This is a genomic window from Streptomyces sp. T12, assembly GCF_028736035.1.
Classification (GTDB): Bacteria; Actinomycetota; Actinomycetes; order Streptomycetales; family Streptomycetaceae; genus Streptomyces.
Map to the genome: position 1 here is coordinate 714,793 of NZ_CP117866.1, position 14,062 is coordinate 728,854.

11 protein-coding genes are annotated in these 14,062 nt (G+C 72.1%); 7 read left to right on the top strand and 4 right to left on the bottom strand.

Going from position 1 to position 14,062, the window contains the following annotated elements; all coding sequences use genetic code 11:
- Positions 1-52: 52 nt before the first annotated feature.
- Positions 53-838, bottom strand: a complete 786-nt coding sequence (locus PBV52_RS03205; RefSeq protein ID WP_274236720.1) for a glutamate racemase — start codon at positions 836-838, stop codon at positions 53-55.
- A gap of 57 nt (positions 839-895) precedes the next feature.
- On the opposite strand from PBV52_RS03205, the gene PBV52_RS03210 reads away from it, so the two are divergent.
- On the top strand, positions 896-2,071 hold the full coding sequence (locus tag PBV52_RS03210) for a glycosyltransferase (RefSeq protein WP_274236721.1): 1,176 nt from the start codon (positions 896-898) through the stop codon (positions 2,069-2,071).
- Here PBV52_RS03210 and PBV52_RS03215 read toward each other — a convergent pair whose 3' ends face one another.
- Positions 2,072-3,370 carry a TerD family protein gene (locus PBV52_RS03215; protein WP_274249246.1) on the bottom strand — a complete coding sequence of 433 codons (1,299 nt, stop codon included), beginning with the start codon at positions 3,368-3,370 and terminating at the stop codon, positions 2,072-2,074.
- Positions 3,371-3,668: 298 nt separating this feature from the next.
- Here PBV52_RS03215 and PBV52_RS03220 point away from each other — a divergent pair, with 298 nt between their 5' ends.
- The 4 genes from PBV52_RS03220 (at position 3,669) to PBV52_RS03235 (ending at position 8,315) form a co-directional block, all read left to right on the top strand.
- Complete coding sequence (locus PBV52_RS03220; RefSeq protein WP_274236722.1) at positions 3,669-4,109, top strand: DUF6643 family protein; 441 nt, start codon at positions 3,669-3,671, stop codon at positions 4,107-4,109.
- Between the two features lie 42 nt (positions 4,110-4,151).
- Entirely contained in the window at positions 4,152-4,979 is an 828-nt protein-coding gene (locus tag PBV52_RS03225) for an MOSC domain-containing protein (protein ID WP_274236723.1), read from the top strand.
- Between the two features lie 179 nt (positions 4,980-5,158).
- On the top strand, positions 5,159-5,764 hold the full coding sequence (locus PBV52_RS03230; protein WP_274236724.1) for a hypothetical protein: 606 nt from the start codon (positions 5,159-5,161) through the stop codon (positions 5,762-5,764).
- Positions 5,765-5,873: 109 nt separating this feature from the next.
- The gene (locus PBV52_RS03235) at positions 5,874-8,315 is read left to right on the top strand and encodes a right-handed parallel beta-helix repeat-containing protein (RefSeq protein ID WP_274236725.1); all 2,442 of its coding nucleotides are present in this window, start codon (positions 5,874-5,876) and stop codon (positions 8,313-8,315) included.
- Positions 8,316-8,568: 253 nt separating this feature from the next.
- Here PBV52_RS03235 and PBV52_RS03240 read toward each other — a convergent pair whose 3' ends face one another.
- A complete protein-coding gene (locus PBV52_RS03240; protein WP_373921818.1) occupies positions 8,569-10,923 on the bottom strand; it encodes a hypothetical protein in 2,355 nt (784 codons plus the stop codon).
- A gap of 291 nt (positions 10,924-11,214) precedes the next feature.
- Between PBV52_RS03240 and PBV52_RS03245 the strand changes: the two genes are divergently transcribed.
- Positions 11,215-12,045 carry a DeoR/GlpR family DNA-binding transcription regulator gene (locus PBV52_RS03245; RefSeq protein WP_274236726.1) on the top strand — a complete coding sequence of 277 codons (831 nt, stop codon included), beginning with the start codon at positions 11,215-11,217 and terminating at the stop codon, positions 12,043-12,045.
- Between the two features lie 91 nt (positions 12,046-12,136).
- Entirely contained in the window at positions 12,137-12,616 is a 480-nt protein-coding gene (locus tag PBV52_RS03250; RefSeq protein WP_274236727.1) for an SRPBCC family protein, read from the top strand.
- Positions 12,617-12,643: 27 nt separating this feature from the next.
- Here the strand turns inward: PBV52_RS03250 and PBV52_RS03255 are convergent, their stop codons facing one another.
- Positions 12,644-13,768, bottom strand: coding sequence for a PLP-dependent cysteine synthase family protein (locus PBV52_RS03255; protein ID WP_274236728.1), 1,125 nt, complete (start codon positions 13,766-13,768; stop codon positions 12,644-12,646).
- Between the last annotated feature and the right edge of the window lie 294 nt (positions 13,769-14,062).

Sequence of the window (14,062 nt, forward strand, 5' to 3'; positions counted from 1 at the left end):
TACGCCGACCGATGCTCGGACGGACCGATGCCGTCCGTTTCGTGACCGTCGGTTACCGCGCGGGGCTGATCTCCTGCAGGAGACGGCCTTCCTCGTAGGCGAGAGCGGGCTCGGGCAGCGCGCCCTCGCGGCCGCTCAGCAACACCGTCAGGGTGCCGTTCGCCTCGGCCCCGGGGGCCGGCTGCTCGCCGAGCCGGCGCAGCGCCTGGGCCGCGACCGCGCCGGCGGAGCCGTGCAGGACGAGCGGCGGAAAGCCGGGGCGCTGGACGGCGGTGCGGATGCGCTCGGCGACGAGTTCGTAGTGCGTGCAGCCCAGGACGACGGTCGTCACGTCCTTGGGGGTCAGGGAGGCGGCCGCGGCGACGGCGGCCTCGATAGCCGTCTCGTCCGCGTGCTCGACCGCCTCGGCCAGCCCGAAGCACGGCACCTCGGTGACGGCCACGCCGCCGGCGAAGTCCTCGATGAGGCCCCGCTGATAGGGGCTGCCGGTCGTGGCGGGCGTGGCCCAGATCGCGAAGGGACCGCCACCGGCCGCGGCCGGCTTGATCGCCGGGACCGTGCCGATGACCGGTATGTCGGGTTCGAGGCGGGCGCGCAGGGTGGGCAGAGCGTGCACGGTCGCGGTGTTGCAGCCGATGATCAAGGCATCTGGCCGGTGCGCGGCGGCGGCATCCGCGACGGCCACCGCGCGCTGCGTGAGGTCCTCAGTGGTCCGTGGGCCCCAGGGCATGCCGTCGGGGTCGAGGGAGAGCACGAGATGTGCGTCGGGTCGCAACCGCCGTACCGCGGCGGTGGCCGCGAGCAAGCCAATTCCGGAGTCCATCAGCGCGATCTTCACCCGGCCACGATAGACGATGGGCCCTTGCGGGCCCCTTGGGTGGGGCAGACTGCGCGCGTGAGCGCCATCGCGTGGACTGCCGCCGGATCACTCGCCGCCTGGCTGTGGCTGCTGCTCTGCCAAGGCTTCTTCTGGCGTACGGACGTCAGACTTCCGCGGCGGACGCAACCGGAGCAGTGGCCGTCGGTCTGCGTCGTCGTACCGGCACGCGACGAGGCCGCGGTACTTCCCGCGAGCCTGCCGTCGCTGCTGGCCCAGGACTACCCGGGGCGCGCGGAGATCTTCCTGATCGACGACGGCAGTTCGGACGGCACCGGGGAGCTGGCGCGCGAGCTCGCGCGGCGGCACGGCGGACTGTCGCTGACCGTGGACTCCCCCGGCGAGCCGCCCGCGGGCTGGACCGGCAAGCTGTGGGCGGTGCGGCACGGCATCGGCCTGGCACGCGCGCGTGATCCCGAGTACCTGCTGCTGACGGACGCCGACATCGCACATGCGCCCGACAGTCTGCGGGAGCTGGTCGCGGCGGCGCGCACCGGGGGCTTCGACGTCGTCTCGCAGATGGCCCGGCTGCGGGTGGAGAGCCTGTGGGAGCGGCTGGTCGTGCCGGCCTTCGTGTACTTCTTCGCGCAGCTGTATCCGTTCCGCCGGATCGGTAAGCAGGGGGCTCGGACGGCGGCCGCGGCGGGTGGCTGCGTCCTGCTGCGTGCCGAGGCCGCCGAGCGGGCGCGGATTCCGGACGCCATCCGGCACGCCGTCATCGACGACGTGGCCCTCGCGCGGGCCGTCAAGGGCGGCGGTGGCCACATCTGGCTGGGGCTGGCCGAGCGGGTGGACAGCGTGCGCCCGTATCCACGGCTGAGCGACCTGTGGCGGATGGTCTCGCGCAGCGCGTACGCACAGTTGCGACACAACCCGCTGGTGCTGGCCGGAACGGTCGCCGGGCTCGCGCTGGTCTACCTGGTGCCGCCCGTGGCCCTGGTCGCGGGTCTGGTCGGCGGGGATACGGCGACGGCGGTCATCGGCGGTCTCGCCTGGCTGGTGATGACGGGTACGTACGTCCCGATGCTCCGCTACTACCGCCTGCCTCTGTGGCTCGCTCCCCTGCTGCCCTTCACCGCGTTCCTCTATCTGCTCATGACGGTCGATTCCGCGGTGCAGCACTACAGAGGGCGCGGCGCGGCCTGGAAGGGCCGCACCTACACGCGTCCGGACGCGGTGCCCGACGAGGGCTGACTACTTGCGGCCGGGCGTCCAGTTCATGCCCCACGCGTACGCGTAGTCGACCGTGCGCTGCGGGCTCACCCCGCGCTCGGGCACCAGGTAGCGGGCCTCGCGCTGGACGACCAGGTCGCTGCCGGTGTTGGTGATCAGGGCGAGTGCGCACACCGTGGAGGGGACCGTGCACTCGTCGAGCGAGAAGTCGATCGGCGCGCCGTGCTGCGGCGTGAGGGTGACCGTGGCGTTCAGGTCGGCGAAGGAGCGCGCCCCTTCATAGATGGTCACGAAGACCAGGATGCGCCGGAAGGACTGCTGGTGGTCGAGGTTGACGGTGAGGTTCTCGCCACTGGCCACGGCGCCGGTGCGGTCATCGCCGTCGAGGAGGATGTACGGGGGCTGGTGCAGAGCACCGAAAGCGTTGCCGAGGGACTGGATCACTCCCTTCCTGCCGTCGGTGAGCTCGTACAGGGCGCACAGGTCGAGGTCGAGGTCGTTGTGCATGGCGACCGGGCGGCCCAGCTTGCTCGCCCAGCCCGAGAACTGCTTGCGCACCTGCCAGTTGAGATTCACGCGCAGGGCGCCCGAGGTGCCGCCCTGCTTGGTCAGCGAGACGGAGGGGGAAGCCTTGGTGAGCGTCACCTTGCTCAGGCTGACCGGCGGCGCCTGGGGCACTGGCGGGGGGACCGGCGGCATGGCGGGCGGCGCCATGGTCACCGCAGGCGCCACGGGTGGCGGCGTGGCAGCCGGGGGTGCGACCGGCGGGGCCACGGGGGCCGGAGCGGGTGCCGCGTGCTGGGGTTCGTCGACCGTGATGCCGTAATCGGTGGCGAGGCCCTCGAGGCCGCTGCTGTAGCCCTGGCCGACGGCGCGGAATTTCCAGGCACCCTGGCGACGGTAGAACTCGCCGAGCACGAAAGCGGTTTCCACGGTGGCGCCCGTGCTGTCGAAACGGGCGACGACGGTGCCCTGGGCGGCGTCCTTGACCTCGATGTAGAGGTCCGGAACTTGGCCGAACGCACCGCCGTCCGCGGAGGCGGCGAGGATGACGGTCTCGATCGCGGGCTCCACGCGCGCGAGGTCGACGAGCAGGCTGTCGGTCACCCGGCCGCCGGCGTCCCGCTTGCCCTCGTGCCGGACGGCGTCGGAGGAGTGCACCGGCTGGTTGTAGAAGACGAAGTCACCGTCGGAGCGCACTTTTCCGCCGACGAGCAACAGCGCCGAGGCGTCCGCGTCGGGCACGCCCGGTCCGGAGCGCCAGCCCAATTCGACCCGCAGTGCCGTCGTCGGCACCGGAGCATTCGATCCTTTCGGCATTGACATGTCCGCCCCCATCACGGGTCACCGCGCCAGGCCACGTCCCGGCAGCTCACTGGGTTCTTTACAGGGCCAACCTATTCCCCGCGACAACGAACTCCCATGAGGGCCACAGGAACACCGGAGGCCAACCCCCGGTAACCCGCCCGGAACTCGGCATTTACACGATCCGAGCGCTGATTGGCGTCCCTTTTTGCCAAGTTCGCTCGCATTGGGGATCCGGCGTCACCGCGGACACATAAAACAACCCTCTTATCGGTCTCCCCAACCAGCACATCGTGGGCTTAACGTATGCGCCATGACCTCCCCCCGCTCCACCTATGGCGGCGGCTACTACTCCGCCTCCTTCCCGGACACTCCGATCTACGACTCACTCGTGGCCGAGCGGGGCACCCCGCAGATCGCCCCGATCCGGGTCCCGGCCGCGTACGACATGCCGGGCGGCAATCTGCCCGCGCTGCCGTCCGCGCTGCCCGCCCTCCCGGCGGCCCCGTCCCAGCCCTCCTACGGGTACGGATATCCGCAGGCACAGCAGCCCGCTCCGCTACAGCAGGCGCCCGCGGCGTACATCCCGCAGCAGGCGGCCGCGCCGCGTGGTTATCCGGGTCCGCAGGCTCAGCAGCCTCGGCCGGTGGCGCCCGGTGGCACCGGCTACGAGGCGATGCGCCCCGCGGCTCCCCGCCCCGCCGCAGCTCCTTACCAGGACCCGTACAACAACCAGCAGTACCGCGGCTACTGACCCGTCCCCCGGGCTGTCGGCGCCACCTGGCACGATGGCCGCATGGGGCACGCACAGCTGCAGTCGGTTCACGTTCATCCGGTCAAGGCGTTCCGGGGCACAGCGCCCCGGGAGGCCGTCGTGGAGCCCTGGGGGCTGGCCGGAGACCGACGCTGGGTGCTGATCGACGACGGGGGAAAGGTCGTTACGCAGCGCCAGCAACCGCGCCTCGCGCTGGCCGCCGCCGAGCTGCTGCCCGGCGGCGGCGTCCGGTTGTCCGCGCCCGGCACGGACCCGCTGACCGTGCCCGTGCCGCGGACGGTCGGCACGGTGCCGGTGGAGATCTTCCGCGACAAGGTCGAGGCGGTCCTCGCCGAGGACGACACCGCGCATGCCTGGTGCAGCGCCTATCTCGGCGCCGATGTGCGCCTGGCGTTCATGGACGACCCCGGCACGCGCCGGCCCGTCGATCCGGAGTACGCCCTGCCGGGCGAGACGGTCAGCTTCGCCGACGGATACCCGCTGCTGCTCACCACGACGGCATCCCTCGATGCTCTCAACTCCCTCATCGCGCAGGGTGATCACGCGCAAGAGGGCCCCCTGCCCATGAACCGTTTCCGGCCGAACGTGGTCGTGTCGGGCACCGCTGCCTGGGCCGAGGACGACTGGTCGCGCATCGCCATCGGCGAGGTGACCTTCCGTGTTCCCAAGAAGTGCGGGCGGTGCGTGGTGACCACCACCGACCAGGCCACCGCCGAGCGCGGCAGGGAGCCCCTGCACACCCTTGGCCGACACCGCCGGCTGGACGGCAAGCTGGTGTTCGGCCAGAACCTGGTACCCCTGTCCCGCGGCACGATCCGGGTCGGTGACCCGGTCACGATCCTCGACTGAGGAAGATCTCGCGGAGCGGCCGTGCGCGGGAACCGAGGCCGGGTGCCCGCGCGTTGGGCTTTTCGTGAGAAGTTCATGAGAGGCCCCGAACTCAGGTGATTTCGCTCTCTCTTCGGCGGGGTCCGCGCGTGAACGGCTCGGTGAGGGGTTATCACGGAGCGAGAAGGGGGTGTGCGGCGATGCGGGCGATCAGCGGACTCTGGCGCTGGCGGCACAATCCGCTGCGCCGTGCGACCGACCTGGCCGAGGCCTGGGTCGCCCTCGGGGCCCTGCTGCTGATCCTGGTCGTCACGCCCTTCGTCGGAGCCCTGGTCGGCGGCACCGCCCAGGGCGTTCTGCAGAAGTCCGTCCGCGAGCAGCGCGCGTCCCGGCACCTGGTGACGGCGACCGTGGTCCGCAAGGCGGAAGGCTCTTCGCTGGACACGGACCCCGAGGCCACCACCGGGCGGGACCTGCGGACCAGGGTCGTGGCCGACTGGACCGCACCGGACGGTAGCCGGCACCAGGGTTCGGTCATGGCGAGCCTCGACACCCCAGAGCCCGGCGACCGCTTCACGATATGGACGGACCGGCAGGGCCGCCCAGTCGCCCGCCCGTTGGACTCCGCGACTGCGGCGACGCACGCCGTGCTCGCCGGGTTCGGCGCGGCCCTGCTGGCCGCCGGCCTGGTCGAGGGCAGCAGACGGATGGTCGTCTGGCGCATGGTCCGTCGCCGGTACGCGCGTTGGGACCAGGCATGGGACAAGGCGGGTCCGGACTGGGGCCGGACCGGCACCGGCAGTTGACGGCCTTCCGGCTCTGGTCAACCCACCGCCCGCGCGCACGCTACGGTGGACCGGCCGAACTCTTCGGCAGCGAAACCCGCGTACTTCGAGGTGGGGGCACATCAACGCCATGGCACAGGGCACGGTCCAGGTGACGCACACCGGCACATCGCGGTGGCGGCGCCGCACGGGTGAGTACGCATCGCTCGCGGCCGCCCTGGAGGCCGCGGCCGACGGTGACGTCCTCACCGTCGCGCCCGGAACCTACCGGGAGAACCTCGTCGTCCAGCGGGCGGTGACCCTGCGCGGCCCCGAGGGCTCCCCCGGCTCGGTGCGTATCGCGCCCGTGGACGGTGTCCCGCTGACGGTGCGCGCCTCGGCAGTGGTCCAGGACCTGCATGTGGAGGGCCAGGACGCGGCGGCGCCCGCGCTGCTCGTCGAGGAGGGCGCCCCGGAGCTGTCGGACGTCCGGGTGGTCACGCGGTCCGCGGCCGGGATCGAGGTGCGCGGCGGCGCCCGCCCGACCGTGCGGCGCTGCACCGTCGACAACCCCGCGGGCATCGGCATCGCCGTACTCGACGGCGGGGGCGGGGTGTTCGAGGAGTGCGAGGTCGTCGCGGCAGGCCAGGCGGGCATCGCCGTACGCGGCGGCGCGCACCCTCGCCTGGAGCGCTGCCGGGTCCACCACGCCTCGGGCTCGGGTCTGACGGCTACGGGGGAGAACTCCGCGCTGGAAGCGGTGGGTTGCGAGGTCTACGAGGTGCGGGGCTCCGGCGTCCAGATCACCGGTCGGGCCACCGCGCATCTCACCGACTGCGATGTGCACCGCACGACCGCCGACGGCGTCACCCTCGACACGGACGCCGTGCTGACGCTGGCCGACTGCCGTATCCACGACATCCCGGAGAACGCGGTCGACCTGCGTTCCCGCTCGGTGCTGACCCTGACCCGCACGACGGTGCGTCAGTTCGGGCGCAACGGCCTGTCGGTGTGGGATCCGGGCACGCGTGTGGACGCCAACCAGTGCGAGATCTTCGACAGCACGGGCGACTATCCGGCGGTGTGGGTCAGCGACGGCGCCACCGCGGTACTGGACTCCTGCCGGGTGCACGACGTGCCGGACGCCCTGTTCGTCCTCGACCGCGGTTCGCGCGCGGACGTCGTCGACAGCGACCTGTCCCAAGTGCGCAACACAGCCGTGTCGGTGAGCGACGGCGCCACCGCCCAGCTCGACGACTGCCGTATCCGGGACGCGGCGACGGGCGCCTGGTTCCGGGACCACGGCAGCGGCGGCACGCTCAACAACTGCACCCTGGACGGCACCCAGACGGGCGTGATCGTCACCAAGGGGGCCGACCCCACCATCGAGCGCTGCACCGTCGACTCGCCGGCCGAGGCCGGGTTCTACGTCTCGGCGGGCGGCCGCGGCACCTTCCTGAACTGCCGGGTGAGGGGCAGCGCCGGATACGGCTTCCATGTGATCGACGGCTGCCGTACGACGCTGAAGAAGTGCCGTACGGAGCGGTGCGCGCGTGGCGGGTACGAGTTCGCGGACGGCGGCCCGGACGCCGCCTCCGGGGTGGGACCCGACGTGGAGGACTGCACCAGCGACGAGAGCGCGGGCCTGAGGCAGCCGCCGTCGGCACCGGAGCCCGCTGTACAGACCGTGCGCCAGTCCCCCGGCCTGCTGGGCGCGATCCCCGGCCAGCGCACGACCGAGCAGGAGCCGCTCGTCGCCGCCTCGCAGCCCGAGAAGCCGGCGCGGACCTCCAAGGACGTCCTCGGTGAACTGGACGCGCTGGTGGGCCTGGAGAGCGTCAAGCGCGAGGTGCGTGCCCTCACCGACATGATCGAGGTGGGCCGGCGCCGCCAGCAGGCGGGCCTCAAGGCCGCGTCGGTCAAGCGGCACCTGGTCTTCACCGGCTCCCCCGGCACCGGCAAGACGACGGTCGCCCGGCTCTACGGCGAGATCCTCGCCTCCCTCGGCGTCCTGGAGAAGGGCCACCTGGTCGAGGTGTCCCGCGTCGACCTGGTCGGCGAGCACATCGGCTCCACGGCGATCCGCACGCAAGAGGCCTTCGACAAGGCGCGCGGCGGTGTGCTGTTCATCGACGAGGCGTACGCGCTGTCGCCGGAGGACTCGGGCCGGGACTTCGGCAAGGAGGCCATCGACACGCTGGTGAAGCTGATGGAGGACCACCGCGACGCGGTCGTGGTGATCGTGGCCGGCTACACGGCCGAGATGGAGCGCTTCCTCTCGGTCAACCCCGGTGTGGCGTCCCGCTTCTCACGGACCATCACCTTCAGCGACTACGGCCCCGACGAGCTGCTGCGGATCGTGGAGCAGCAGGCCGAGGAGCACGAGTACCGGCTCGGCCCTGGCCTCGCCGAGGCCCTGCTGAAGTACTTCACGGCGATCCCCAAGGGCCCGGCGTTCGGCAACGGCCGTACGGCACGCCAGACCTTCGAGGCGATGGTGGAGCGACACGCGGGCCGGGTCGCCCAGCTCGACGAGCCGAGCACGGACGACCTGACCCTGCTGTACGCGGAGGATCTGCCGGAACCGCGTTGAGTGCGGCGGTCGGGCCGGGCAGGCCCGGCAGCAGGGCGGCGAAGCGCGGGCGGGCAGCGCCACGGGCCCAGGTTCCGGCCAGGTGCGGGCCGACCACGTCCGCGCTGCGCAGCCCTCAGCACGGAACGCGGCCGACGCCCGCCGACGCCCGCCGCTCCTGCGGGAAGACCTCGCCTTCTGGTGCCCTCCTTCGCCGCCGAGCGTGTGACGCGCCCTCTACAGTCGGCCGGCTCTCTCCCGGCCGGGGGGGGGATCAGCCCTCGGGCACGGCCCCCGGCCGTTGCGCCGGCACCTCCGGACGCAGCCGGGCCAGCAGTCGCTCCCGTTCTTCCGCGAAGGCCGGGTCCGCCTGGTAGTCGCTGTGGCCGAGGATGGGGGCGGGCAAAGGGTGTTCGGGTGTACGGCCGTACGCCAGGGGGTCCTTGAGGGCCTCGCGGTCCACCGCGGGGCCGCAGTCGCCGGGCAGGCGGACCGGGCCGCCGATGGGGTCGGTGAGCCGGTACAGGTTGCGCCAGCAGTCGACCTCGGCATGCAGGGAACCGAGCGCGGCAGGGCCGAAGTGGGCCGGGAACCAGCGGCCGTAGAGGCGTTCCAGCGGCGAGCCGTAGGTCAGGAGCGCGACCCGCTTGCGGTCGGCCGGTGTCAGCTGCCAGGCCGCCGCGGCCGCGAGCACGCTGCCCTGGGAGTGCCCGGAGATGACGAGGCGGCGGCCGTCCTCGGCGCGTGTCCAGGTCGCCATCCGCCAGGTCAGGTCGGGCACCGCGCGTTCGGCGTAGCAGGGCGGCGCGAAGGGGTGGGCGGCGCGCGGCCAGAAGGTGCCGACGTCCCACAGGATGCCGATGGTGCGCCGCGCGGAGGCGTCCTTGTAGGCGCGCCTGCCCCAGGTGACGAAGAGTATGAAGCCCACGCCGATCAGCCAGGAGCCCAGCGCCTGCGCCGTCTCGGCGGCGCCGTGGACGAAGGCGTACGCCTCGTCGGCGGCCGCACTCGGTGTCGCGTCGGTCGTCAGGGCGCCGACCAGGGCTCCGGCGCCCAGGAGCAGCGTCGCGGTGGAGGTGACAGCGACTACGAGGGGGGCGCGGTCGGTGAGCGTGGCCATCGCGCGCGTGCTCGCGATACGGCGGGTGCGTGCCGTGTCCTGGGGCTCCCCGGCGTAGTCGTGCGCCACCGTGCCCAGTTCGGTGCGGCGCAGCTGCCAGGCCCGCCGTGCCAGCCAGCCGCAGAGCAGCAGCAGGAGGAACAGCAGCGGTGGGATGACGGACGCCTGCCAGGTCAGCAGGACCGGCGGGCCGACGATCGACGTACCCGTGCCGTCCAGCCAGTCGGCCACCCGCTGGGACACCCCGCCGGACATCACGCCGCCGAGGGCGCAGGCCAGCATCGCCACGGCCGGTCCGCCCAGGCCCCGCATCGCGGCGCGCGGGTCGGGCCGGGTGCGGTGCAGGACGTGGGCGACGACGGCGAGGACGATGACGAGCAGGCCCTGGAGGAAGGCGATGGCGCCGAAGGTGGGGTCGCCCGGGAGGCGGCCCGCCGACTGCCAGCCCGGCCGCTCCCATCCGGCGTACACCAGGGCGAGCGCCAGCAGGAAGAGGGAGGCCAGCGGCAGGCGTCGTACGAGATGCTCGTCGAGTTCCTGGTCGAGGCGGTTCTCGCTGCGGCCCCGGCGGCAGACCACCCCCACCACGACGGCCGCCCCGGCGACGATCGCCGCTTCCAGCAGCCACCCCAGTGTGTCGAGGAGCGCGGGTCCACCGGTCCTGCGGTCGAAGCGCGCCGCCGCCGAGCCGACCGCGGCGGCGACCGTCAGCAGGCCCGCGGCGGTGTGCGCGGCGCGCAGCCGGGCGACCAGGCGACGGCCGTACCAGAAGCCGGGGCGGCCCAGGGAGGTGCGGCCGGACTCCTCGTCGGGCTCGGGCTCGCGGGACATCGGCTGCTGGGACTCGTACGCGCTCCAGGTGCGGCGGGAGAGGTACCACAGCAGGCCGGTCAGCGCGGCCGGCACCACGGCGGCGAGGGCGAGCCTGCGGCCCGGGCGGCTCCACCAGCCGCCGTCCGAGACGACGGGCGACAGGAAGCCCAGCCAGCTGTGTCGCTCGGCGCACGCGCGCGTGCCCGCGCACTGCCAGGCCGCGAGGTCCAGGGCGACCTCGCACGCGGCCGCGACCAGCAGCACCGTCAGCGTCAGTCCCGCGAGCCGCACGAGGAGGCCGTAGAGGCGCACCGTACGGTCGCGGTCCCGTGCGGTGGGGCGCATCCAGTGGGCGAGGTTGACCACCATGAACGGCAGTAACAGCAGCCACAGGGCGCGTGCGCTGTTTCCTGAGGTGAGGTTGCACCAGACGTATGCCTCGGGGACCGGTTTGCCCCGGTAGTCGTCCGGTCTTTTCTCGGCGTCGACGTCCTCGGCCCGCCGGAAGACCGCGGCCGTGTCGTCGCCGGTGATCCGCACGGTGCGCGGATCGTCGAGCATGTCCTGCGGTGTGGTGCCGCCGACACCGTGGACCAGGAGTTCCAGGGCGATCCTGGCGCCCTCGGGCCCCGGGACGGGACCGTCCGTCGCCGTGTCCGCTCCGTTTCTCGCGGCACGCTCTTGCGCATGTTCCACTGTTCGCACTTCCCCCGTGACAAGCCGTCGGCTTCTGTCTGTGCGGGCACAAGGATCTCCCCGGAGGGGGTTCCTTACACCTCTCGTCACGGAATCTCCCCGATCCACGTGAAGAACGGAGGAACGGACGATGCCGAAGTGACATGCGCGCGTCGTGACAGCCAGTGGCGCGACCGGTACCGACCCATGCGAGTATGGGACGTCCCGCGCACCGGGAGGGGCGAGAATGTCCTCATCAGAGTGGGTGCGCAGGGCATGACGGACGGCAGAGGCGAAAGGACCGGAGCGTACGTGAGCGAGAATCAGAACCTCCTCGCGGAGCAGCGGCGCGCCCTGATCCTGGACGAGGTACGGCGCAGAGGCGGGGTACGCGTCAACGAGCTGACGCGAAAGCTCGGCGTGTCGGACATGACGGTGCGGCGCGATCTCGACGCGCTGGCCCGGCAGGGCGTGCTGGAGAAGGTGCACGGCGGTGCGGTCCCGGTGGTCGAGGCGAGCACGCACGAGCCGGGCTTCGAGGCCAAGTCGGGTCTGGAGCTGACGGCCAAGGAGGACATCGCGCGGGCGGCGGCCGAGCTGGTCGCGCCGGGCAGCGCGATCGCGCTGTCGGGCGGTACGACGACGTACGCGCTGGCGCACCAGCTGGTCGACGTGCCCGACCTCACGGTGGTCACGAACTCGGTGCGGGTGGCCGACGTCTTCCACGCCGCGCAGCGCACGTCGGGCCCCCGGCAGGGCGCGGCCACGGTCGTACTGACCGGCGGGGTGCGCACGCCGTCCGACTCGCTGGTAGGCCCGGTGGCCGACCAGGCGATCGCGGCGCTCCATTTCGACGTGCTGTTCCTCGGGGTGCACGGGATATCGGTCGAGGCCGGCCTGTCCACGCCGAACCTCGCGGAGGCCGAGACCAACCGGCGTCTGGTGCAGTCGGCGCGCCGGGTCGTGGTGGTCGCCGACCACACCAAGTGGGGTGTGGTGGGGCTGAGTTCGTTCGCGGCGCTGGAGCAGGTCGACACGCTGGTCACGGACGCCGGTCTCGAGACCGAGGCACGCTCGGAGATCGCGGAGCATCTGCGGCGGCTGGTGGTGGCGGGCGAGCCCGATGAAGGTGCGGACCTCTGAGGCCGACGGCATCTCGAGATGCAGACATCTGACGGGGCGCCAGCTATGGTGACGCTGCCCGGTGCAGCGTCGGCATAGGGGGTTTTCGTCCATGGCTCATCTGCTGCGTGAGGTGGGACTCGACTTCGTCGAGTCCGCGCCCGTACGGCATGTCTTCGCGCGGGAGATCACCGCTCCCCCGGAGGCGGTCTACCGCGCGCTGGCCGAGGACGTGCCGGGCTGGACCGAATGGTTCTCGGCGGTGACGCTGGCCCGGCCGCTCGACGACGGAGCCCGGCGCGAGGTCCGGCTCAGGGGCGGTACGCGTTTCGAGGAGACGATCCTCGTGGCGAAGAGCCCCGAGGTGTACGCCTACCGCGTCGACGTCACCAACGCACCGGGGGCGCGGACCATGGTCGAGGAGTGGCGGCTCGCCCCGGCCGGGACGGGCACGCGGGTGCAGTGGACGTTCGCGGTGGACGGCACGGCGCCCTTCAGGTTCGCCTTCGGCCTCGCGCGGGCCGGCCTGGGCCGGGCGTTCCGGGACGCGGTGACCGGGCTGGACCGGCGGCTGGCGTCCGCGGCGCCCTAGGCTTCGCCGGTCACCTGGCCTACGCCGTCACTCGGGCCAGACGCCGGTGGCCAGCAGCTGTTCGATGGCCGCCGAGTACGGTGCGATGTCCAGGCCCTGCTCGGCCAGCCAGGCGTCCGAGTAGTACTTGTCGAGGTACCGCTCCCCCGGGTCGCACAGCAGCGTCACCACGCTCCCCTTCCGTCCCTCGGCCACCATCTCCGCGACGATCTTCAGCGCGCTCCACAGGCCGGTGCCCGTCGAGCCGCCCGCCTTGCGTCCGATGCCCTGCTCCAGGGCCCGTACGGCGGCGACGCTCGCCGCGTCCGGCACCTTCATCATCCGGTCGATGGCGCCGGGCACGAAGCTCGGCTCCATGCGCGGCCGGCCGATGCCCTCGATGCGGGAGCCGCGGCCGCAGGTGACGTCCGGATCGCCACTGGTCCAGCCCTCGAAGAAACACGAGTTCTCCGGATCGGCGACACAGATGCGGGTGTCGTGCTGCATGTAGTGGACGTACCGGGCGAGGGTCGCAGAGGTGCCGCCGGTGCCGGCCGTGGCGACGATCCACGCGGGCTCCGGGAACCGCTCCAACTCCAGCTGGCGGAAGATGGATTCGGCGATGTTGTTGTTGCCGCGCCAGTCCGTGGCCCGCTCGGCGTAGGTGAACTGGTCCATGTAGTGGCCGCCGGTCTCCACCGCGAGGCGGGCGGACTCCTCGTACATCTTGCGCGAGTCGTCCACGAAGTGGCACCGGCCGCCGTGGAACTCGATCAGGCGACACTTCTCGGCGCTCGTCGTGCGCGGCATGACCGCGATGAAGGGCACGCCGATCAGCTTCGCGAAGTACGCCTCGGAGACGGCCGTCGAGCCGCTGGACGCCTCGATCACGGGGCGGCCCGGCCGGATCCAGCCATTGCAGAGGCCATAGAGGAAGAGCGAACGGGCGAGGCGGTGCTTGAGGCTGCCGGTCGGGTGCGTCGACTCGTCCTTCAGGTACAGGTCGATGCCCCACTGCTCCGGCAGCGGGAAGCGCAGCAGGTGCGTGTCGGCCGAGCGGTTGGCGTCGGCCTGGACCTTGCGCACGGCTTCTTTCAGCCAGACGCGGTAGGCGGCGTCGCTGTGGTCGACGTCGAGGGTCACGCCGGACAGGGTCTTCTGGATGGTGCTCACGGCGCTGCTCCTCGTGCTGTTCGGCCACGGCGACTCGCGTGGCCGTCGCTTCGAGCATAAACATCTTCCGCACGCTTCTCACCTGCATAAACACATCTTTGAGAGTCTCAAAGGCACCCCTGGGCCAGTGGCCTCACGGCGCCTGTGGGGGCGCATTCACGCGAGTGCTCCGAGCGCCCCCGGTCAGGCATGACGTGCGTACTGGTGCTCGACACGGGACAGGGGCAGACTGCACCGGGCGGGACGGCGGTCCCGAACGGGGGGCACACTGGATCACGACCAGGGCCGGCCGCG